Genomic DNA, 21,979 nt, shown 5'->3' with positions numbered 1-21,979 from the left:
TAGCGACAGGCCCTAGACCGGCAAAGCGCTCGCGGTGCCCGATGGTCACTGAAAGTGGGTAGAATGCGGTTTTTTTCCAGTTGCGGGGGTGCGCGTTGCGCGAAATCGTCCTGATTAACATCACGGGAGTCGACCGTCCGGGTCTGACTGCGGCCATTACCGGCGTTCTGGCACAAGGTGGTGTGAACATTCTCGACATCGGTCAGGCGGTGATCCACGACACCCTGTCGTTCGGCATCCTGGTTGAAATTCCCGATTCCGAGCAAGGCAAGGCCGTGCTCAAGGACATCCTGTTCAAGGGCTACGAGCTCGACCAGCAGGTGCGCTTCACCCCGGTGTCCGAGGAGGATTACCAGCAGTGGGTGGGCAATCAGGGCAAGAAACGCCACATCGTTACCCTGTTGACCCGCAAAGTCACCGCCGGCCAATTGCAGGCGGTCAGCTCGATCACCGCCAAATATGGCCTGAACATCGACCATATCGACCGTCTGTCGGGTCGCATGCCGCTGGATACGCCGGCGGACAAGGGCAAGGGCTGCATCGAGTTCTCCGTGCGTGGCGAGGCGGCGGATCCGCAGGCCCTGCGCGCCGAATTCCTCAGCGTCGCGCAGGCGCTGAACGTCGACATCGCCTTCCAGGAAGATTCGTTGTTCCGCCGCAACCGGCGCCTGGCGGTGTTCGACATGGACTCCACGCTGATCGAAGCCGAAGTCATCGACGAACTGGCCAAGGCGGCCGGTGTCGGCGAGCAAGTGTCGGCCATCACCGAGCGCGCGATGGCCGGTGAGCTGGATTTTCGTGCCAGCTTCAAGGAGCGCCTGGCGCTGCTCAAAGGGCTGGATGTCAGCGTGCTGGATTCGATCGGCGCCTCGTTGCGCCTGACCGAAGGCGCCGAAACCCTGTTCGCCGAACTCAAGCGTCTGGGTTACAAGACGGCGATCCTGTCCGGCGGCTTCACCTACTTCGCCAAGCAGTTGCAGGCCAAGCTCGGCATTGACTACGTGTTCGCCAACGAACTGGAAGTGGTCGACGGCAAGTGCACCGGCGTGGCGATCGAGCCGATTGTCGACGCCCAGCGCAAGGCCGATCTGCTGAAGGAACTGGCGCACAAGGAAGGTTTGCGTCTGGAGCAGACCATCGCAGTTGGCGATGGCGCGAATGACCTGCCGATGCTGGCGATTGCCGGGCTGGGCGTGGCGTTCCGGGCCAAGCCGCTGGTCAAGCAGTCGGCCAAGCAGGCGATCTCGACACTGGGGCTGGACGGTGTGCTGTATCTGCTCGGCTTCCGCGACCGCGACGGCCAGCTTTAAGCTTGAAGCAGGTCTCTGTGGCGAGGGCGCAAGCGCCCTCGCCACGGTTTCTTTAAGGCTTCAAAGCGACTTCCACAAGGAGTCGAAATCCTCCTCGCTCCCGCCATTCTGCGCGGCCTCGAGCGAGCGATAGGCAAACTGATTGAAGCTGTGTGTACTCGCCAGCCGCCGATCCAGTCCGGCGCGGTGCTCTTCGCCCTGAGTGTTGATGAGTACTTTATTGCCTTCCTGAAACGGCAGGCGCGGTGCCAGCAAGGTGGCCGGCAAGTCGATTGCGCTGATCTCCGGCAGCAGTAACCCGCGCAAGTAATGGCTGTGATCGTCCCGCGAGCGCACCAGTTGCAAACCGCATGGCTGCGCATGCGGAGCCACCAGTTCAATGCCCATCTGCGTCCCGCTACCCCGTACCTGACGAATCCAGCGAATCACGGCAATGCTCCAGCCCTGGCTCGTGCTGTCCTGAATCCCGAGCATTTCTCCAGCCTGCAGCTCGGCAGGCACCTCATCGGGCCAGGCCAGGCAGTAGCCGCCGGGGCTATGGTTGATCACCGGCAACGTGTAGGTCGGGTAATGCGGTGTGCTGTCGGTGGTGCTTTCGTCCTCGGGCAGATGGTCATACTGGATTTCTTCATAAGGCAGAAACTGCTCGTTGCCCAGCGGCGCGGCGTCGAACGCCTGACTCCAGCTGTCCTTTTCGCCCTTGGCCACGGCACTGCTGAAATTGGCTGCGCGAGCGCCGGGATGCTTGAGCAATTCGCTGAATGTGCGTTCGCCACCGAGGTAGAAATGCAGGGCGCTCATGCCGACGCACACGGTCAGATTGCCCTGGCCAACGCTGCGCTGAAAACTGCGTTCGGCGGCCTGTCCCCACGTGGCATGCAAGTGTTGCAGGGTGTCCTGACTCATGCCGTTGGGCACTTGCAACGGCGGCGATGTGTCTTGCCGCAGCAGGTGCGCCTCGACGGCATTCACCAGCGGCTGCGGATCGAAGCCGAGCAGTCCGGCCTGTTGTTCGCGGCGAAACATACTGCGATAACGCGGCCCGACATCGAGTTCTGCGCTGACCGCAAACAGGCCATCGTCCGGACGCCCGGGATGCAGTTTGAGCAACGCGCTCCACGGCTCCAGCACCTCGGCCAGGCGGGCGATCTGGTTCTGCCGCAACTGATTGCAACGCCCACTGCCCAGCAACAACGCGGTGATGTAGGTCTGTTCAAGGCTCAGCTCGGGCGTCAGGCTGGCGAGGTCGTCATGCACGCGCTTGTGCTGAAGCTGCAGTTCACAGGCGCTGCGATAGAGCTGGTGCAACTCGAACCACAACTGCTCCGGTGCGGGACTGTACAGCTGCGTGGCGCGTACCAGTTGCCCCTTGAGCGCATGTGCCGCCCGTTGCAGGGCAGTGCTGAGCAGAGTCGCGCGATCCTTGCTGTATTTCGGGGTGATGCGCAGCACGATCTGTTTGTAGCCAATCGCCAGATGACTTTGCAGCGCCTGACACAGGTTGTTGATCTTGCGCGAACGCTCGTCGAGCATGATCGCCTGATGCAGAAACTGCCGCTCCAGATGCTGGCAGACGAAATACACCTCGGGGCGCAGCAACTCCAGCAATTGCAGGCGATTGTCGCTGGGGGTGAGCAACTGATTGAGTTCGCCCAGGCCTTGATACAACTGGCGGGCGGTTTCGCCGATGTTGGCCTTGGGCAGGCCGGCGATCCAGCGCTTGAAGTCGCGCGGGGAGGCTTCGCAAAACGACAGGCGCGATTGCGTCGGGGCAGGGGCGCGAAGTGGCGGCGGGGCGATGGTCTGGCTCATGCCAAAAACCATAGCAGTAAAAATCGGGGTCTGTCGCGACGGCAAACCCTGTAAGAGCCTTCGGTAGCTCCTACAGGGAGAGCGCGGAGATATCAGGCCGTTGGCAGTGCCAGAGCCTGGCCCATTTGTACTGGCGAACCGGCGACCAGTTCTTCAGCCCATTTCACTTGATCCGGCCCGAACAGCACGATCGCGGTCGAACCCAGCTTGAAGCGGCCCAGTTCGGCGCCTTTTTCCAGATGGATCGGTGCGCGGGCGGCTTCGTCGTAGCGGAAGGTTTTCAGCTCGCGCTTCGGCGGGGTGACCAGACCGGCCCACACGGTTTCGATCGAAGCGACGATCATCGCGCCGACCAGCACCACGGCCATCGGCCCGCGCTCGGTGTCGAAGATGCACGCCACACGCTCGTTGCGGGCGAACAGCTCCGGAACGTTTTCCGCGGTGGTCTGGTTGACCGAGAAGATCCGGCCCGGGATGTAGACCATCTCGCGCAGGGTGCCGGCCAGCGGCATGTGCACGCGGTGGTAGTCTTTCGGCGACAGGTAGATGGTGGCGAAATCGCCGCCCATGAACGGAGCAGCATTGGCCGTATCACCGCCGAGCAGTTCCAGCACGCTGAAGCTGTGGCCCTTGGCCTGGAATACCCGACCGTGTTCGATCGGGCCGAGCTGGCTGACCGCACCGTCGGCCGGGCTGAGGATCGCGCCCGGAGTTTCGTCCAGCGGACGTGCGCCGTCTTTCAGTGCACGGGTGAAGAACGCGTTGAAGTGCTCGTAAGCGGTCAGGTCTTCGACCAGTGCTTGCGACATGTCCACCTGATAACGCTTGGCGAACCACTGGGTGAAGGCATTCTTGAACCAGCGCACGCGGCACTCGGCAACGCAGCCGGCCAGGCGCGACAGCAGGTGATGAGGCAGCAGGTACTGGCTGAGGATAAACAGGCGCTCTTTCATTAGTTGTCCTTAAAAACCTTGAATCTCGACAGGCGTGTCAGGGTGGTTGCCCCATTCGCCCCAGGAACCGGCGTAGCCCTTGACCCGCGGATAACCGAGGGACTTGGCCACCAGATATGTGAAGCCCGACCGGTGATGGGTCTGGCAGTGGGTAATGATTTCTTTGTCCTTGGTGATCCCGAGGTCTTCGAGGATCTGCGGCATGTCCGTGCGAATGCGCAACTGGCGTGCCTTGTCCATGCCGGCGGTCCATTCGAAGTTGACCGCGCCCGGAATGTGTCCACCCTTGGCCGCCAGCACCTTCTCACCGGAATACTCCAGCGGCCCGCGCGCATCCCAGATCGCCAGATCGGCGGCGCCGAGTCGGCTTTGCAGGTATTCGCGAGTGGCGGTCGGTTCTTCGTGCAGGGTCAGCGCCACCGGGCCGCCGACGGCGGGAGGTATCTGGATCGACATCGGCATGCCGGCTTCCAGCCACGCCGGCAAGCCGCCGTCGACGTAGTGGTAGTTGTCGTGACCAATCACGTCGAGCAGCCAGATGAAACGCCCGGCCCAGCCGCCGCCCTCGTCGTCATAGACCACGTAGACCGCGTCCTTGCGATGGCCCAGTTCACCGAACAGCGCCTCCAGGTCGGCCTTGGCCGGCAGCAATCCCGGTGCTGGCGGCTGACCGAGCTGGGTGCGTTTCGGGTCGACAAAACGTGCGCCGGGAAGGTGACCTTCGGCATAGCGGGCAGGGCTGGTCAGATCCACCAGAATCAGTTCAGGGGAATCGAGACGCGGGAGCAGGTCGCTCGGCTCGATGACGAGCGGCAAGCCAGAGAAGTCAGACATGTGAGGTCTCCAGAGCACAAAGGGGGGGATTGTAGCGCAGCCTCATCGGCCACGGCTGCTAAAGCTGTGCAGGGCTTTTTCGATGCACTGCGCGGTTTTGCCGAACGCCTGCACGGTGATGTCGGCGAACGGCCCGCCGCCTTGGTCGGCCACGACGATCATGATCACCCGGCCATTGTTGACCAGTGAGCGCAGGAACAAATGTTCGCCGCGAAACAGCGAGCGCAGGCCCGGCGGCAACAACGCGGAAAATTGTGCATTGTTCTCGGGGTTGATCCGCACCTGTGCCTGCTGCGCCAGCAGGCGCTGCAACACCTTGCTCTGGCTGACAACGAAATTCAGCGCGGCGGCGTCTTTCGGCAAACCGAAAGTCTGGTGCACGCGCAGATTGGACTGCGTGCGATCGGCCATCAGGATCATCACCCGGCGCATGCCGCTGGCGACCAGAGCATCGCGGGCAGCGACTGTCAGGCTCATGGCATTGGTGAAGCGGCTCGGTTCGGCGAGCAATTCGGCACATTGCCGGCGCCACTGGCTCAGGTCTTCAGCGGACGGCGCGGCGGCAGGCAGCATGCCCGCCGGCAAACGGTGCGTGCCCCACGGCCACAACAGCGACACCGCCGGGTGCCACAGGTCCGGCATTGCATGGTGGCGTGCGCTGTTGGCGGCTTGTTGGTGCAATTGCTGTTGCACTTCATCCATCGAGATTTGCAGATACAGGCTGGTCAGGTACTGCCAGCGCTCACTGTGCGGACTGTCCCAGGCCTGTTGCGCCGATAACGCCAGACCGTTGGCCAGCAGCACGGTGTTGGCCGGCTGATTGAGCCAGCGACGCAGGGTCGGATCGTCATCCAGGCGATTCTGCTGGCGCAACGGGTGTTCGCTGTCGCGGGCGATGCGCAGCACTTTGACCAGTTCGCGCTGTTCGCTGAGCAGCAATTTATAGCCTTGCTGCACCCAGATCGGCAGGTGCCAGACTTGCACCAGCGCCTCGGCGATCTTCAGCAGGCGCACGCCAAACAGTTGCTTCTCGACCACCGGAGCCGATTCGCCCTTGTGGATCACCCGCAATTCCCATTCTTCGAGCAACTCGGGAAACGTCAGTGCCAGTGGCCATAACGGCGAGAGAAACAACAGGCTGCCCCAATGGATGTCCTGCCACAGTCGCGCCAGGCGGCTGGCGAAAAAACCATTGGCCTGTTGCGTGGCGTGCTGGCTGATCATTTGCAGTTGGCGCAGGGCCTTGGGGATCTGCATCTGCGGTTGGGCCGGCAGGCGCGCCAGCAGTTCTTCGGTGCGCGCCAGACCCAGACGGTTGATCGCCACCTCGAGGTTTTCCGCCGGTGCGGACATGGTGCCATGGGTGTGACGATTCGCCTCACGGATGATGCTCAAGGCCAGCGCCGGGCTGTCCTGCATCAGCTCGGCGATGTCGCGTAGCGAGCTGCGGTTGTCACGGATCGCGCGGCACACTTTGTCGTGAGCCTCTTGCGGCACGGGCAGGAGCACGCCATCGAGCAACTTTACCCAGCCCTCGAGGGTGGTCGGTTTTGCGTGTGGGACGTTCGTTTCATTAGCCATGTCTGGACGAGATCTTCACTGACTGTAGACGCGCCCGGCATGGGCTAAATTGGCTTTTCGCCTGAACTGGCTATAGTCTGGCGCAGTTTTGCCGATAAGTAGAAGAAGAGATTTTTTAACTTCCGAATATGACCTTGAACCCGACTTAAATAAGTACTTTCTACCTATGGCTAAAATTATCGGCATCATCGTCGTATTCGCGAGCGTGCTCGGCGGATACGTGCTCTCCCACGGCAAAATTGCCGCCCTGATCCAGCCCTTCGAGGTGATGATCATCGGTGGTGCGGCCCTCGGTGCATTCCTGCAGGCCAACCCCAGTTACATGACGATGCACGTGCTCAAGAAATCCCTGAGCATGTTCAGTTCGCGTTTCAGCCACACGTTCTATCTGGAAGTGCTGGGCCTGATCTACGAGATCCTCAACAAGAGCCGCCGCGAAGGCATGATGGCCATCGAGGGCGACATCGAAGACGCCGCCGCGAGCCCGATCTTCGCCAAGTACCCGGCCGTGCTCAAAGACGAGCGCATGACCGCGTTCATCTGCGATTACCTGCGCATCATGTCCTCCGGCAACATGGCGCCGCACGAGCTGGAAGGCTTGTTCGACATGGAGCTGTACAGCCTGAAAGAAGACCTCGAGCATCCATCCCATGCGGTGAACGGCATTGCCGACGCCATGCCGGGTTTCGGTATCGTCGCGGCGGTACTGGGTATCGTGGTGACCATGGCTTCGCTGGGTGAAGGCGATCAGAAATCCATCGGTCTGCACGTAGGTGCGGCACTGGTCGGTACCTTCTTCGGTATTCTCGCGGCCTACGGTTTCTTCGGTCCGTTGGCGCACTCCCTGGCTCACGATGCCAAGGAAGAGTTGAACGTCTATGAAGCGATCAAAGCCTCGCTGGTGGCCTCCGCTTCCGGCATGCCGCCATCGCTGGCGGTCGAGTTTGGTCGCAAGGTGCTGTACCCGGCCCACCGTCCAAGCTTTGCCGAGCTGGAACAAGCCGTTCGCGGTCGTTAAGTCATGGAAAATAACCAGCCGATAATCATCAAGCGCGTCAAGCGCATCGCCGGCGGGCATCACGGCGGGGCGTGGAAAATCGCCTTCGCCGACTTCGCCACGGCGATGATGGCGTTCTTCCTGGTGTTGTGGCTGCTGTCCACCGCCACACCGGAACAGAAGATCGCCATCGCCGGTTACTTCAAGGACCCGGTCGGCTTCTCCGAAAGCGGCACGCCATACATCATTGATCTGGGCGGCACGCCGACTCTCGCGCCGGAAAACACCCTCAACCCCGAAGTGAAGTCGCAGCCGCAACCGGACAAGGTCACGGTCGACACCGAGCAGGTCGAAGGCATGGCCGAGCAGGTCGAGAAAGAACGCCTGGAGCTGTTGCTGCAAGAACTGCAGAACAAGGTCGACGAGAACCCGCAACTGCAGAAGTTCAAGGATCAGATCCTGTTCGAGATCACTCCGAACGGCTTGCGCATCCAGATCATGGACGCCGAAAACCGGCCGATGTTCGACTCGGGCTCGGCGCGTCTGAAGCCGTACTTCGAAGACATCCTGCTGGCCATGGCCGACACCATCAAAGCGGTGCCGAACAAGATCAGCATCAGCGGCCACACCGACGCCAAGCCGTACACCGGCACCGGCGATTTCGGTAACTGGGAGCTCTCGGCCAACCGCGCCAACGCCGCCCGGCGTGCCTTGGTTGCCGGTAGCTATCCGGAGTCGCAGGTGGCGCGGGTGGTGGGTTATGCCTCGTCGGCATTGTTCGACAAGGAAAACCCGTTCAACCCGGTCAACCGTCGCATCGACATTGTGGTCCTGACCAAGAAGGCTCAGGCAGCCATCGAAGGTGCGCAAGGTGCCGATCCGACCAAACCGGCGGATGACAGCCAGAACGGTAACGCTCCGGCGACACCGGTCGATCCGAACGCGCTGCCGGCGGATCAGCAACCGGTGCCGGCGCACGAACTGCGCGAACGGCTCAACCTGTTCGACGACGCCGCGCCGAAACCGGCCGCGCCGGGAACTGCGCCGCCGGCACCCGCTGCGCCACCGGCCACTGCACCGGCTGTCGCGCCGAAGCAGTAACCGACAATAAGCCACGGCCACCGTGGCTTTTTGGTTTCTGCCTGCGTCGCAATGAGCAGTCGCAGTTATCGCATTCACGGAAGATCAGTTATGGAAAGACTCAAAGCCTATTTTCAACGGCACGGCAACGCACCCTTCAAATTTGGTGAGGGGCGGGTCAGTGGCTATATTTCAGCCACCCTCGGGCTGTTGAGCCTGCTGGCGGTGCTCTGTTTCCTGTTTCCTGAATGGCTGACCACCGCCGAACTGCGCAAGGTCTACGACGAGCAGTTCGCACGCACCACGCTGTTGCTCGGGCTGGTGCTGTCGTTCAGCCTCGGCACCCTGAACATCCTGCTCAACAAGCGCAAGCGCCTGGGGATTACCGGGCTGGTCGCATCGGGGCTGGCGGTGTTCCTCGGCGGCACCAACGTGCAAGTCAGCGAAATCGGGCAGACCCCTTACTCGTTGGGTCTGGACTGGTTCGTGCTGGCGCTGCTGGTGTCGGCGATCGTCTTCATTCCTTTGGAAAAGCTCTATTCCAAGGACCCCGAGCAAAACATCCTGCGCCCGCACTGGCGCACCGACCTGACCTATTTTTTCGTCAGCCACATGCTGGTGCAGTTCATCCTGATTTTCATCACCGCCTCGTCGGGTTACATCGCCGGTTGGGCGGTGTCGCCGGGGTTGCAGGCCAGCGTCCAGAGCCTGCCACTGGTGGTGCAGTTCCTGCTCGCGGTGCTGGTGGCGGATCTCGGCCAGTATTGGCTGCATCGTCTCTACCATGTGGTGCCATTTCTGTGGCGTATCCACGCGGTGCATCACTCCAGCACCCACATGGACTGGCTTGCCGGTTCGCGCGTGCACTTCATCGAAATCCTGCTGACGCGCACCGGCGTACTGGTGCCGCTGATGCTGCTGGGGTTCGCGCCTCAGGCGTTGAATGCCTACGTGATTCTGGTCGGTGTTCAAGCGGTACTTGCCCACGCCAACGTGCGAATCAATGGTGGCTGGCTGAACTACCTGATCGTCCTGCCGCGTTATCACCACTGGCACCATGCCCGGCACAAGGACTACATCTACAAGAACTACGCGATCCACACGCCGTTGGTGGACATGCTGTTCGGCACGTTCAAGCTGCCGCCGAAAGAGTGGCCGGTGCGTTATGGCGTATTTGGCAAGGAGCTGCCGGGCGGGATCGTGCGGCAGCATCTGTATGCGTTTCGCAAGCCTGAGCCGAAGTAGGCCAGGTGGACAGCAAAAGCCCCGAATGTTCGGGGCTTTTTTGTGTCTGGTGGGGTTAGAAGCCGCGCCGGATACGGTTCTTCAATCCCTCATGGAACATCTCGGCATTGGTCTTGTTGGCGCTGCGTGTCGATTGATTGCCGGTCACCGAGTCGAGCGTCATCGAGCGCTTGATTGTTCCTTCGCTGCGATAAGCGTCGATGAAGAAATCCACATCGGCCGGTGTGCTCAGCTTCGGCCACTTATCCAGATAAGCCGGCAATTGCGTGGGGCCGGTCTTGAATGAGCAGATCCGCCGATTGCTGATCGTCGCCTCGCCGATTTCGAACGGCACCCACCACGACAATGCGGTTTTCTCTGACACCACTGCCAGTAGGTGCGTGCATTCGGTGATGTTGCGCGTGATGACCCCGGTGATGTCGTCGGTGGTCTGCGATTCCGGGTCGAGCACGTCGAGGTAGGTCTTGATGTTGGCCTGCATCAATTGGCTATTGATGGCCATGGCCTGTGGACGATCCATGTGGCGGTAACTGATGAATACGGGCATCAGAAGTGTCCTTTTAGGGCGAGTTCGCGGTAGTAGGCACCGAGGGCGGTGAGGCGGCAGCCGGTGGAGTTGATGGCCGCGTAATACATGTGTTCGGCGCCCACCGGTTCTATCAGGCTGTGGCGATTGCACATTTGCAGTTGCTTGAAGATGTCGCCGTGCTCGGGGTCGAACAGCGCTTCGGTGGGCTCGTAGCTGGGGTCGAGCCTGAAGACGAAACTCGGCTCGGGGAACCAGTCCTTGAGTTTGCGTAGGGTTTCCTCGGCAATCAGCGGTGCCACTTCGCGCAGTGGCACGAACTGCGACACGTTGGTCTTGAATACCGGACGCTGTTCCCAGGCTCCCAGCGCATTGTCGACAAACGAATAGACGCTACCGGGGGTGACCTTGCCGAGCACGTTGGCGGCGCCACCATGCAGCGCTTGCAGCAACAGATCCGTGAACACACCGTGGCCGCGACTTTCGAGGGCGGACTGTTCTTTTTTGCAGGCGGTGAGAATGGTCATGCCTTCGCCGATCACACTGCTGCCGCCGCGTAAATTGCGCATCGCACCCGCTGCTCCGGCCTGGCAGCAATCGAGAATGATGATTTTGTTTTTGATCTGCGACGCCTGATCAGCCCACAGCAGAATGTCGCTGATGCGGATACCGTCTCCGCCATGCTGGTAGTCCTGAGGAATCAGTAGCCCTTCGTCGATGCTGGTGTCGAACTGCCCATGACCGGCGAAGTACAGCAGTGCCACGTCACAGTCGCCTGAGAACAGGCTCTGGATCTGCTGTTTCATGTGTTTGAGCGTCAGGTTCTCCTCAGAGGAGGTCAGCACTTTGCTGCTGAAGTTCGGGCGCCCGTTGGCGTGGCGCTCCAGTACCGAAGCCATCGCCATTGCGTCGTTGTTACAACCGCTCAAAGGAGCGACATGGGCGTAGTGGTTGATGCCGATAAACAGTCCCTTGCGCATGGTTACACCGCCGTGTGCAGGCGAATCGCACTGACGATACTGTTGGTGTTCCACGCGCATTCGGCGTGCGCCGCTTCACGCACCACGGTGGAAATGCGCTCGGCGCCGAATGGCTTGATCGCGATGATCACCTTGCCCATGCGTTTGGCGATCTCGATTTCCTTGTTGATCCACTTGCTGTAGGTCGAATACATCCCGGCCATGATCAGCACCGCCGAACAAGGGCGAATCTTGTTTTCGATGGCTTCTTCGAGCTGCTTGTCGGTCTGCGCGCCCATGATCGGGTTATGTGGCGGCACGGAAAAATTCTTGAAACTGAAATCCGGCTTGGCGCCGAGCAGGCGTACCAGATTGTCGTGAGCGTGGGCGTAGTTCCACGAATGGCTGATGAACAGGTGATAGGTCTGCATGGGGTTCCTCGAAGGTCGCAAAGGTGCGAAGGAGGACCCCAATCTAGGCATCTGGAGCTTGCCTACAAGGGTTGGGCGGTGAAAGAGAAATGTCCTGCAAGCAGGCGTGCGCGGGCCCGTCAGAAAAGTCTGACGTTTAACGAAATCGGAGATTTGTCAGGCGCGGTCCGACATCCGGCAGCCCTCGGGCGAGGTGCTGCCGGTGCAGGTGTTTAGTAGCCGTTTTCCGGCAGGCTGGCGATGATCGAGCGGTAGCTGTTCATCCGCTGCTGCTGCACGCGGCCATCTTCCAGGGCCTTGAGCAGTGCGCAACCCGGTTCACGGTCATGCTTGCAGTCGCGGAAGCGGCAGGTGCCGAGCAGGTCGTTGAACTCGATGAAACCGGCTTCAACGTCGGCGCGGCTGACGTGGCCCAGGCCGAATTCACGGATGCCCGGGGAGTCGATCAGCTCACCGCCACCGGGGAAGTGGAACAGGCGCGCGGTGGTTGTCGTATGCGTGCCCTGGCCGGACAGCTCGGACAACGGCCCGACGCGGGTTTCGACTTCCGGCAGCAGGCTGTTGACCAGCGACGACTTGCCGACACCGGACTGGCCGACGAACACGCTGATGCGGCCGTCGAGCTGCTGTTGCAGCTGTTCCATGCCGTTGCCGTGATGCGCCGAGACTTCCAGCACCGGATAACCCAGCGTGCGGTACACCGCCAGCAGGGCGTTGAGTGCCGGGGCGTTCTGCTCGTCGATCAGGTCGAATTTGTTCAGCAGCAGCAACGGGCGGATGCCGGCATGTTCGGCTGCGACCAGATAGCGGTCGATCAGGTTGGCATGCGGCTCGGGCAGCGGCGCGAAGACGATGACAATCATGTCGACGTTCGCGGCTACCGGCTTGAGCTGGCCACGGCTGTCCGGACGGCACAGTTCGGTGGTGCGCGGCAGTTGCGCGACAATCACCCCGATGCCCTGGTTGCCGGCACGCCAGACCACGCGATCGCCGGTCACCAGTGCCGGCAGGTTGGCGCGCAGGTGGCAACGGAATACCTGGCCGGCCAGCTCGCCGTCTACGGCCTCGACCTCGACCTGCACACCGAAGTGGGCGATCACCAGGCCGTGTTGCTCAGGGCCGAGGTCGCCGCCCTCGAGGGCTTCGACCGCCGAGGACTCGCGTTTGGCGGCGCGGGCGGCGCGCTCGCCCTGAATCTTTTCGATGCGCCAGTTTTGACGACGATTGAGTTGGCGTTTGGCCATGGGTGTTCCGTCTGAAGAATGCAGCGATTAGGTAAAACGGCCGCGAGTTTAGCACGCCCGGGCACTGGCCTAGGCTAAACTGCGCAGCATTGCCTAGGAGCCCGAATATGCAAAACCCGCAGAACCTGATCTGGATCGACCTGGAAATGACCGGTCTGGATCCGGAAAACGACGTCATTATCGAAATGGCCACCATCGTCACCGACAGTGACCTCAATACCCTGGCCGAAGGCCCGGTGATCGCCATTCACCACAGCGACGAAGTGCTCGCCCGCATGGACGAGTGGAACACCCGCACCCACGGCAACTCCGGCCTGACCCAGCGGGTGCGCGACAGCCGCATCAGCATGGCCGAAGCCGAGGCCGAAACCATCGCGTTCCTGGAGAAGTGGGTGCCGAAGGGCAAGTCGCCGATCTGCGGCAACAGCATCTGCCAGGACCGGCGCTTCCTTTATACCCACATGAAAGCGCTGGAAAGCTACTTCCACTACCGCAACCTCGATGTCTCCACGCTCAAAGAGCTGGCCGCACGCTGGGCGCCGGATGTCCGCGACAGTTTCAAGAAGGGCAGCACCCACTTGGCGCTGGACGACATCCGCGAGTCGATTGCCGAGCTGCAGCACTACCGCAAGCACTTCATCAAGTTCTGACTTCGGATTCGGTGGGTGATGGCTTTTGTGGCGAGGGGATTTATCCCCGTTGGATTGCGAAGCGATCCCCGTGCATTAAAACGGAGAGACCGCGTGTGCAGGTTTTGCGACTGCTGCGCAGCCGAACGGGGATAAATCCCCTCGCCACAGGTATCGCGTTCACCGAGTAATCTGGAATGGCATCGCCCCCTTCTGGTGCGGCACCGAAATGGCTAGACTGCGCGCCTTCCTGCCTGGACCGCCGCCATGTTGCTGATGCTCTATCTGATTGCCATTACTGCTGAAGCCATGACTGGCGCGCTGTCTGCCGGACGGCGCGGCATGGACTGGTTCGGTGTGGTGCTGATCGCCTGTGTCACGGCGCTGGGTGGCGGCTCGGTGCGCGACGTGCTGCTCGGGCACTACCCGCTGACCTGGGTCAAACACCCGGAATACCTGGTGTTGACCTCGGCGGCAGCGATGCTCACCGTGTTCACCGCCCGCTGGATGCGTCATCTGCGTTCGTTGTTCCTGGTGCTCGATGCGGTGGGCCTGGTGGCGTTCACCCTGATTGGCTGCATGACCGCTCTGGAAATGGGCCACGGCATGCTGGTGGCTTCGGTCAGCGGCGTGATCACCGGGGTCTTCGGCGGCATCCTGCGCGACATCTTCTGCAACGACATCCCACTGATCTTCCGTCGCGAGCTGTATGCCAGCGTCTCGTTCGCGGCGGCGTGGTGCTACATGCTCTGTCTGTACCTGAACGTGCCGGGCGAGCAGGCGATCCTGATTACCTTGTTCGGCGGTTTCCTGCTACGACTGCTGGCGATCCGTTTCCACTGGGAAATGCCCAAGTTCGTTTATAACGATCAGCCCTGACGCGATTCCCTGTAGCTGCCGCAGGCTGCGAGCTTTTGCTCTTGTCTGGTAAAAATCAAAGTCACAAGATCGCAGCCTTCGTCAGATCCAACATTGTGTGATTACGCGAGGCCGTGCTGTTTCAGTGCCCACTCGACGTGTTCGCGGACTAGATCGGACGGGTAATCGCGGCGCGCCTTCAAGGCTTCCAGCACCGGAATGCTCGACGGCGCATTGCCCAGGCCCACGGCCAGATTACGCAACCAGCGCTCGTAACCGGCGCGGCGCAGCGGCGAGCCTTCGGTGCTGCTGAGGAATTTGTCCTCGTCCCACAGAAACAGCTCGGCCAGTTCGGCGTTGTCCAGATTGTGCCGTGGCTTGAAGTCGCTTTCCCCGGACGGTCGGGCGAAGCGGTTCCACGGGCAGACGATCTGGCAGTCGTCGCAGCCGAACACGCGGTTGCCGATCAGCGGGCGCAGGTCTTCGGGGATGGCGTTTTTCAGTTCGATGGTCAGGTAAGAGATGCAGCGCCGGGCGTCCAGCACATAGGGGCCGACGAAAGCGTTGGTCGGGCAGATGTCCAGGCACGCCGTGCAGCGACCGCAATGTTCGGTGCTGTGGGGTTCGTCCACCGGGAGCGGCAGATCGACGAACAGTTCGCTCAAGAAGAAATAGCTGCCGGCCTTGCGGTTCAACACCAGCGTGTTTTTGCCGATCCAGCCCAGTCCGGCCTGTTCGGCGATGGCTTTTTCCAATACCGGCGCACTGTCGACAAACGCGCGAAAACCGAACGGGCCGATCTCGGACTGGATCTTGTCGGCCAATTGTTGCACGCGTTTACGGATCAATTTGTGGTAATCGCGGCCCAAGGCATAGCGCGACACGTAAGCCTTCTCCGGTTGCGCCAGCATTTGCGCCATTTGCGTGTCGCCGGGCAGGTAGTCCATGCGCAGCGAAACCACGCGCAAAGTGCCCGGGACGAGTTCCTCGGGGTGCGAGCGTTTACTGCCATGTGCCCCCATGTAATCCATTTCGCCGTGGTAGCCGGCTGCCAGCCAGCGTTGCAGGTGCTGCTCATGCTCGGCGAGGTCCAGGCCACTGATGCCGACTTGCTGGAAGCCCAGCTCGCGGCCCCAATCCTTGATCGATTGGGCGAGGGCGGGCAGATCTGTGGGGATGGCGGACATGAGGCGAGAGAAACCGGAGCTGAGGTGCGTATAATTCTGCCAGACATCGGAGCCCGAAGACGCATGCCGCACACGAAAGATGAATTACCCGACGCGCTGTACGCCGCCGCCCAGGTGCGCGAGCTCGACGCGCGGCTGATCGCTGCCGGCACGCCGGGCTTCGAATTGATGCAGCGCGCTGCGTATGCGTGCTGGCGTGCACTGGTGCGGCGCTGGCCCTCAGCCACGGAACTGACCGTGCTGGCCGGGCGTGGCAACAATGCTGGCGACGGCTATTTACTGGCCGTGCTGGCGCAGCGGGCCGGTTGGGCGGTACGGGTGCTGGCGGTCGGTGAGCCGCAGCGGTTGCAAGGCGACGCAGCGCTGGCCCATGCCGAGGCACTGGCCGAAGGTGTTGCGGTGCAGGGCTGGAGTGCCCAGGCCGAGTTGCGCGGCGTGGTCCTCGATGCGCTGCTCGGTACCGGTTTGAGTGGCGAGGTGCGTGAACCCTATGCCGCCGCGATTGCCGCGATCAACGCCTGCGGCCTGCCAGTGGTGGCGGTCGATATTCCTTCCGGGTTGTGTGCCGATAACGGGCGAGAGCTGGGGCTTGCGGTGCGTGCTGACCTTACAGTGACGTTCATTGGTCTGAAGCCGGGATTGTTCACCGGTGACGCGGCAGATTGTGTCGGCGAGTTGGTGTTCAGCGGTCTGCAGGCTACACCTGAAACCTACCGTGACATTCCGGTCGCGGCTTGCCGGCTCAACGCGGCTAATCTGCCGCGGTTGCCGGCACGTGCCCCAACCTCCCACAAGGGTCGCTTCGGTCATGTGTTGCTGATCGGTGGCGATCATGGCTTTGGCGGGGCGATCCTGCTCAGTACCGAAACCGCCTTGCGCAGTGGCGCAGGCATGGTCTCGCTGGCGACGCGCCCGGAGCATGTCCCGGCGGCGCTGACCCGTGTGCCGGAGGCCATGGCTTTGGGCGCTTCATCGGCCAATCAGTTGATGGGCTTGCTCGAGAAAGTTTCGGTGCTGGTGGTCGGGCCGGGGCTGGGGCAGGCGAGTTGGGGGCGGGCGTTGTTGTCGGCCGCAGCGAATGCGCCGTTGCCGCAAGTATGGGACGCCGATGCATTGAATCTGCTCGCCGGCGGATTTGTCCGTCTGCCCAAGGAGTGCGTGATCACCCCGCATCCGGGTGAGGCCGCGCGTTTGTTGGGGATCAGTACCGCCGATGTGCAGGCCGATCGTCTGGCGGCGGCGCGGACGCTGAGCAAGAAATACTCAGCCGTCGTCGTCCTCAAAGGCGCCGGCAGTTTGATCGCCCATCCCGACGGGCGTCTGGCGCTGTGTCATCAGGGCCATCCGGCCATGGCCAGCGCCGGCCTCGGCGATGTGCTCGCGGGGGTGACCGGTGCGCTGCTGGCGCAAGGCATGGACGGCTTCGATGCGGCGTGCCTGGCCGTCTGGCTGCACGCCAATGCCGGCATGCAGCAAGGAAAATTGGGCCGTGGGCTGGCGGCCAGTGATTTGATTCCAGCCATTCGTCAGTTGTTGGAGGAGCATGCACCGTGTCTGAAGTAACCCTGTACCTGGCCGATGAACAGGCCATGAGCGACTTTGGCGCACGGATCGCCCGCGTGACCCAGGGCCACGGCCTGATTTTTCTCGAAGGCAATCTGGGCATGGGCAAAACCACCCTGTCGCGGGGCATCATTCGTGGCCTGGGGCATGTCGGGGCGGTGAAAAGTCCGACCTTTACCCTGGTCGAACCCTACGAGATCGGTGACGTCCGTGCCTTCCACTTCGACCTGTATCGCCTGGTCGATCCGGAGGAGCTGGAGTTTCTCGGCATCCGCGACTATTTCGAAGACGATGCGCTGTGCCTGATCGAGTGGCCCGATAAAGGTGCAGGCTTTTTGCCAAAGCCTGACCTGACCATTACCATTAGCCCGCAAGACAGCGGGCGTTCGCTGAAAATTTTATCCCAAGGCTCGCGTGGCGAGGCCTGGTGTGCCGCTTTGGCATTGGAATCCAATTAAATGATGGGGTTAGGTATGCGCTTTCGCGCGTTGGTGGCTGCCGCTGGACTGATGTTGATGGCAGTAACCGTCAACGCTGTGGCCGAGACAAAGGTCAACAGCGTGCGCCTGTGGCGGGCGCCGGACAACACGCGGCTGGTCTTCGACCTCAGCGGCCCGGTGCAGCACAGCGTCTTTACCCTGACCGCACCGGACCGGCTGGTGATCGACATTAACGGCGCCACCCTCGGCGCGCCGTTGAAAGTCTCAACTGCGAATACACCGATCACTGCGATGCGCTCGGCCCAGCGCACGCCGACCGACCTGCGGGTGGTCATCGACCTGAAAAAAGCCGTCACCCCGAAAAGCTTCTCGCTGGCGCCGAACGCGCAATACGGCAACCGTCTGGTGGTCGACCTGTTCGACAACCCGGCCGATGCCGCTCCGCCGCCTGCGCCAGCGCCGCAAGTGGCGACGGTGCCTGCGGTACCGGTCACGCCTGCGGAACCCGCCATCAAGTTACCGCCAGCGCCGGCCGGCAAACGCGACATCATCGTGGTGATCGACGCCGGCCACGGCGGCGAAGACCCGGGCGCGTCCGGCTCGCGCGGCCAGCGTGAGAAAGACGTGGTGCTGCAGATCGCTCGCGAACTGCAACGTCAGGTTAACGGCATGAAAGGCTTCCGCGCCGAATTGACCCGTACTGGCGACTACTTCATCCCGCTGCGTGGCCGTACTGAAATCGCGCGCAAGAAGGGTGCTGACCTGTTCGTCTCGATCCACGCTGACGCCGCGCCGTCGGCGGCCGCCTTCGGTGCGTCGGTGTTTGCCTTGTCCGATCGCGGTGCCACGTCGGAGACCGCCCGCTGGCTGGCCGACAGCGAAAACCGTTCCGACCTGATCGGCGGCGCCGGCAACGTCAGCCTCGACGACAAGGACCGCATGCTCGCCGGTGTGCTGCTCGACCTGTCGATGACCGCGTCGCTGACTTCCAGTCTCAACGTCGGTCAGAAAGTCCTGACCAACATCGGCCGGGTGACGCCGCTGCACAAGCAGCGTGTGGAACAGGCCGGGTTCATGGTGCTGAAGTCGCCGGACATCCCGTCGATCCTGGTCGAAACCGGCTTCATCTCCAACGCCAACGAAGCGAACAAACTCTCGGCATCGAGCCACCAGCAGGCGCTGGCCCGTTCGATCAGCAGCGGTGTACGCCAGTTCTTCCAGCAAAACCCGCCACCGGGCACTTACATTGCCTGGCTGCGTGACTCCGGCAAGATCGCCCAAGGCCCGCGCGATCACCGCGTGAGTCCGGGCGAGACGCTGGCGATGATTGCGGTGCGTTACCAGGTGTCGCCCGCGACCCTGCGCAGCGCCAACAACCTCAGCAGCGACGAGCTGAAAGTCGGTCAGCACCTGACCATTCCTGGCACCGAACTGGCGTCCAAAGAATGAGCCAGGTGCTGAACACTGCCCGCATCGAACTGCTCAGCCCACGGCTGGCGAACCAGATCGCCGCCGGTGAGGTGGTCGAGCGCCCGGCCTCGGTGATCAAGGAACTGCTGGAAAACAGCCTCGATTCCGGTGCCAAACGCATCGACGTCGACGTCGAGCAGGGTGGCGTCAAGCTGCTGCGGGTGCGCGACGACGGCAGCGGCATTTCTGCCGATGACCTGCCGCTGGCGCTGGCCCGTCACGCCACCAGTAAGATCCGCAACCTCGAAGACCTCGAGCAGGTGATGAGCCTGGGGTTCCGCGGTGAGGCCCTGGCGTCGATCAGCTCTGTGGCGCGCCTGACCCTGACCTCGCGCACCCGCGATGCCGACCAGGCGTGGCAGGTCGAGACCGAGGGTCGCGACATGGCGCCTCGCGTTCAGCCCGCGGCACATCCGGTCGGTACGTCGGTGGAGGTGCGCGATCTGTTCTTCAACACCCCGGCGCGGCGCAAATTCCTCAAGACCGAAAAAACCGAATTCGATCACCTGCAAGAAGTGATCAAGCGTCTGGCGCTGGCGCGTTTCGACGTGGCCTTCCACCTGCGCCACAATGGCAAGACCATCCTCAGTCTGCACGAGGCTCACGATGATGCGGCCCGCGCCCGGCGTGTGGCGGCGATCTGCGGTTCGGGCTTCCTTGAGCAGGCCTTGCCGATCGAAATTGAACGCAATGGCCTGCACTTGTGGGGCTGGGTCGGTTTGCCGACGTTCAACCGCAGCCAGGCGGATTTGCAGTATTTTTTTGTGAATGGCCGCGCGGTACGCGACAAGCTGGTGGCCCACGCGGTGCGCCAGGCCTATCGCGACGTGCTGTTCAACGGCCGGCATCCGACCTTCGCGCTGTTTTTCGAGGTTGATCCGGCCGCGGTCGACGTCAACGTCCACCCGACCAAGCACGAAGTGCGCTTCCGTGACGGGCGCATGGTGCATGACTTCCTTTACGGCACGCTGCACCGCGCACTGGGCGATGTGCGCCCTGAGGATCAGTTGGCCGGTTCCGTGACGACCGCTGTCGTGCGGCCAACCGGTATCGAGGCTGGCGAGTTCGGTCCGCAGGGTGAAATGCGTCTGGCGGCCAATGCGCTGCTCGAGCAGCCACAGGCGCAACCGGCGTTCAATACCTCGACTGGCGCCAGTGCTGGCGGCGCTTATCAGTATCAGTACACGCCGCGGCCGCAATCGGCGGTGCCGCCAGCCGCCGAAGCTCAAGCAGCGTACCGTGAGTTTTTCGCGCCGCTGCCCGAGGCCAATGCCAACGCGCTGCCGGCCGGTCAGGAGGACATTCCGCCACTGGGTTACGCGCTGGCGCAGCTCAAAGGCATCTACATCCTGTCCGAGAACGCCCAGGGTCTGGTGCTGGTGGACATGCATGCCGCCCACGAGCGGATCATGTACGAACGCCTGAAAATTGCCATGGCCAGCGAAGGCCTCAGCGGCCAGCCGTTGCTGGTGCCGGAATCGCTGGCGGTGAGTCAGCGTGAGGCCGATTGCGCTGAAGAGCACGCCGCGTGGTTCCAGCGCCTCGGTTTCGAGCTACAGCGTCTCGGCCCGGAAACATTGGCCATCCGCCAGATCCCCGCGTTGCTCAAACAGGCCGAAGCCAACCGCCTGGTCGGCGACGTGCTGTCGGATTTGATGGAGTACGGCACCAGCGACCGGATTCAGGCGCACCTCAACGAACTGCTCGGCACCATGGCCTGCCACGGCGCGATCCGCGCCAACCGGCGTCTGGCCCTGCCGGAAATGAACGGCCTGCTGCGCGACATGGAAAACACCGAGCGTAGCGGTCAATGCAACCATGGCCGACCGACCTGGACCCAACTGGGCCTGGACGATCTGGACAAACTGTTCCTGCGCGGTCGTTGATGAGCCAGCTCCCTCCAGCAATTTTCCTGATGGGCCCGACCGCTGCGGGCAAGACCGACCTGGCCATCGAACTGACCAAGGTGCTGCCGTGCGAGCTGATCAGTGTCGATTCGGCGCTGGTCTATCGTGGCATGGACATCGGCACCGCCAAGCCGTCGAAAGAGCTTCTGGCCGAATTTCCCCATCGCTTGATCGACATTCTCGATCCGAGTGAAGCCTATTCCGCTGCCGATTTTCGTCGCGATGCCCTGCAAGCCATGGCCGAGATCACCGCACGGGGGAAAATTCCGCTGCTGGTGGGCGGCACGATGCTCTATTACAAGGCTTTGGTCGAAGGTCTGGCGGACATGCCGGCGGCCGATCCCGGGGTTCGTGCGCAGATCGAGGAAGAGGCTGCACGCCTTGGCTGGCAGGCCCTGCACGATCAGTTGGCGGTCATCGACCCGGTCTCGGCAGCGCGGATTCATCCGAACGATCCGCAGCGCTTGAGTCGGGCGCTGGAAGTTTATCGGGTCAGCGGTCAGAGCATGACTGCCCTGCGTCAGCAACAATCTGCGCAAAGTACTGAAGCCGCCGCTTCGGGACTGCAACAATTGCCCTATACTGTCGCGAACTTGGCGATTGCTCCGGCAAACCGTCAGGTATTGCACGAGCGCATTAAACAAAGATTCACAAATATGTTGGAACAGGGATTCATCGACGAGGTCGTAGCCCTGCGTAAAAGAAGTGACCTGCATTCAGGGTTGCCGTCTATACGTGCAGTAGGTTACCGCCAAGTCTGGGATTACCTGGATGGCAAGCTGACGTTGGCCGAAATGCAGGAGCGCGGCATCATCGCCACGCGCCAATTGGCCAAACGCCAGTTCACCTGGCTGCGCAGCTGGGAAGATTTACACTGGCTGGACAGTCTTGATTGCGACAATCTGCCACGCGCCTTGAAATACCTCGGGACCATCTCCATATTGAGCTGAGTC

General features: G+C 62.0%; 20 protein-coding genes. 11 read left to right on the top strand and 9 right to left on the bottom strand.

Going from position 1 to position 21,979, the window contains the following annotated elements; genetic code table 11:
- The first annotated feature begins 95 nt into the window (after positions 1 to 95).
- Positions 96 to 1,310 carry a phosphoserine phosphatase SerB gene (gene serB, locus K5Y35_RS04875; protein WP_123470877.1) on the top strand — a complete coding sequence of 405 codons (1,215 nt, stop codon included), beginning with the start codon at positions 96 to 98 and terminating at the stop codon, positions 1,308 to 1,310.
- 60 nt (positions 1,311 to 1,370) lie between these two features.
- Here the strand turns inward: serB and K5Y35_RS04870 are convergent, their stop codons facing one another.
- From K5Y35_RS04870 to K5Y35_RS04855, 4 genes are all read right to left on the bottom strand, one after another.
- On the bottom strand, positions 1,371 to 3,122 hold the full coding sequence (locus K5Y35_RS04870) for a molecular chaperone (protein ID WP_222833789.1): 1,752 nt from the start codon (positions 3,120 to 3,122) through the stop codon (positions 1,371 to 1,373).
- A 92-nt stretch (positions 3,123 to 3,214) separates the two neighbouring features.
- Entirely contained in the window at positions 3,215 to 4,075 is an 861-nt protein-coding gene (asd, locus tag K5Y35_RS04865) for an archaetidylserine decarboxylase (RefSeq protein WP_123470881.1), read from the bottom strand.
- Between the two features lie 9 nt (positions 4,076 to 4,084).
- The gene (rhdA, locus tag K5Y35_RS04860; RefSeq protein ID WP_222833788.1) at positions 4,085 to 4,909 is read right to left on the bottom strand and encodes a thiosulfate sulfurtransferase; all 825 of its coding nucleotides are present in this window, start codon (positions 4,907 to 4,909) and stop codon (positions 4,085 to 4,087) included.
- 42 nt (positions 4,910 to 4,951) lie between these two features.
- Positions 4,952 to 6,490 carry an HDOD domain-containing protein gene (locus tag K5Y35_RS04855; RefSeq protein ID WP_222833787.1) on the bottom strand — a complete coding sequence of 513 codons (1,539 nt, stop codon included), beginning with the start codon at positions 6,488 to 6,490 and terminating at the stop codon, positions 4,952 to 4,954.
- Positions 6,491 to 6,656: 166 nt separating this feature from the next.
- Between K5Y35_RS04855 and motA the strand changes: the two genes are divergently transcribed.
- From motA to K5Y35_RS04840, 3 genes are all read left to right on the top strand, one after another.
- On the top strand, positions 6,657 to 7,508 hold the full coding sequence (gene motA, locus K5Y35_RS04850; protein WP_123470887.1) for a flagellar motor stator protein MotA: 852 nt from the start codon (positions 6,657 to 6,659) through the stop codon (positions 7,506 to 7,508).
- A 3-nt stretch (positions 7,509 to 7,511) separates the two neighbouring features.
- A complete protein-coding gene (gene motB, locus K5Y35_RS04845) occupies positions 7,512 to 8,588 on the top strand; it encodes a flagellar motor protein MotB (RefSeq protein ID WP_222833786.1) in 1,077 nt (358 codons plus the stop codon).
- A gap of 90 nt (positions 8,589 to 8,678) precedes the next feature.
- The gene (locus K5Y35_RS04840) at positions 8,679 to 9,812 is read left to right on the top strand and encodes a sterol desaturase family protein (protein ID WP_123470892.1); all 1,134 of its coding nucleotides are present in this window, start codon (positions 8,679 to 8,681) and stop codon (positions 9,810 to 9,812) included.
- 55 nt (positions 9,813 to 9,867) lie between these two features.
- On the opposite strand, the gene K5Y35_RS04835 is transcribed toward K5Y35_RS04840, so the two are convergent.
- The 4 genes from K5Y35_RS04835 to rsgA all read right to left on the bottom strand — a co-directional run bounded on the left by K5Y35_RS04835 (position 9,868) and on the right by rsgA (position 12,972).
- Positions 9,868 to 10,359: a toll/interleukin-1 receptor domain-containing protein gene (locus tag K5Y35_RS04835; protein WP_222833785.1), complete on the bottom strand. Its 492-nt coding sequence runs from the start codon at positions 10,357 to 10,359 to the stop codon at positions 9,868 to 9,870.
- Positions 10,359 to 11,318: a caspase domain-containing protein gene (locus K5Y35_RS04830; RefSeq protein ID WP_222833784.1), complete on the bottom strand. Its 960-nt coding sequence runs from the start codon at positions 11,316 to 11,318 to the stop codon at positions 10,359 to 10,361. The genes K5Y35_RS04835 and K5Y35_RS04830 overlap by 1 nt, the downstream gene beginning before the upstream one ends.
- Positions 11,319 to 11,320: 2 nt before the next feature.
- A complete protein-coding gene (locus K5Y35_RS04825; RefSeq protein ID WP_123470896.1) occupies positions 11,321 to 11,728 on the bottom strand; it encodes a TIR domain-containing protein in 408 nt (135 codons plus the stop codon).
- 212 nt (positions 11,729 to 11,940) lie between these two features.
- Positions 11,941 to 12,972: a small ribosomal subunit biogenesis GTPase RsgA gene (gene rsgA, locus K5Y35_RS04820; protein WP_123470897.1), complete on the bottom strand. Its 1,032-nt coding sequence runs from the start codon at positions 12,970 to 12,972 to the stop codon at positions 11,941 to 11,943.
- A gap of 107 nt (positions 12,973 to 13,079) precedes the next feature.
- On the opposite strand from rsgA, the gene orn reads away from it, so the two are divergent.
- Together orn and K5Y35_RS04810 are read left to right on the top strand one after the other, a co-directional pair.
- Positions 13,080 to 13,622 carry an oligoribonuclease gene (gene orn / locus K5Y35_RS04815; RefSeq protein WP_003221098.1) on the top strand — a complete coding sequence of 181 codons (543 nt, stop codon included), beginning with the start codon at positions 13,080 to 13,082 and terminating at the stop codon, positions 13,620 to 13,622.
- 246 nt (positions 13,623 to 13,868) lie between these two features.
- Positions 13,869 to 14,480 (top strand): trimeric intracellular cation channel family protein, encoded by a 612-nt coding sequence (locus K5Y35_RS04810; protein WP_123470899.1) that lies wholly within the window; start codon positions 13,869 to 13,871, stop codon positions 14,478 to 14,480.
- A gap of 101 nt (positions 14,481 to 14,581) precedes the next feature.
- On the opposite strand, the gene queG is transcribed toward K5Y35_RS04810, so the two are convergent.
- Complete coding sequence (gene queG / locus K5Y35_RS04805; protein ID WP_123470900.1) at positions 14,582 to 15,646, bottom strand: tRNA epoxyqueuosine(34) reductase QueG; 1,065 nt, start codon at positions 15,644 to 15,646, stop codon at positions 14,582 to 14,584.
- 63 nt (positions 15,647 to 15,709) lie between these two features.
- Between queG and K5Y35_RS04800 the strand changes: the two genes are divergently transcribed.
- From K5Y35_RS04800 to miaA, 5 genes are read left to right on the top strand one after another with little or no spacing between them, the layout of a single operon-like run.
- Positions 15,710 to 17,209 carry an NAD(P)H-hydrate dehydratase gene (locus K5Y35_RS04800; protein ID WP_222833783.1) on the top strand — a complete coding sequence of 500 codons (1,500 nt, stop codon included), beginning with the start codon at positions 15,710 to 15,712 and terminating at the stop codon, positions 17,207 to 17,209.
- Positions 17,197 to 17,667, top strand: coding sequence for a tRNA (adenosine(37)-N6)-threonylcarbamoyltransferase complex ATPase subunit type 1 TsaE (gene tsaE, locus K5Y35_RS04795; RefSeq protein WP_007967425.1), 471 nt, complete (start codon positions 17,197 to 17,199; stop codon positions 17,665 to 17,667). The genes K5Y35_RS04800 and tsaE overlap by 13 nt, the downstream gene beginning before the upstream one ends.
- Complete coding sequence (locus K5Y35_RS04790; protein WP_123470904.1) at positions 17,668 to 19,098, top strand: N-acetylmuramoyl-L-alanine amidase; 1,431 nt, start codon at positions 17,668 to 17,670, stop codon at positions 19,096 to 19,098.
- Positions 19,095 to 21,005, top strand: coding sequence for a DNA mismatch repair endonuclease MutL (mutL, locus tag K5Y35_RS04785; protein WP_222833782.1), 1,911 nt, complete (start codon positions 19,095 to 19,097; stop codon positions 21,003 to 21,005). The genes K5Y35_RS04790 and mutL overlap by 4 nt, the downstream gene beginning before the upstream one ends.
- Positions 21,005 to 21,976, top strand: a complete 972-nt coding sequence (gene miaA, locus K5Y35_RS04780) for a tRNA (adenosine(37)-N6)-dimethylallyltransferase MiaA (protein WP_186748569.1) — start codon at positions 21,005 to 21,007, stop codon at positions 21,974 to 21,976. The genes mutL and miaA overlap by 1 nt, the downstream gene beginning before the upstream one ends.
- The last annotated feature ends 3 nt before the right edge of the window (positions 21,977 to 21,979 follow it).

The organism is Pseudomonas sp. SC3(2021), assembly GCF_019856535.1.
GTDB lineage: Bacteria > Pseudomonadota > Gammaproteobacteria > Pseudomonadales > Pseudomonadaceae > Aquipseudomonas > Aquipseudomonas monsensis.
This window is presented reverse-complemented; position numbering and strand designations above follow the sequence as displayed.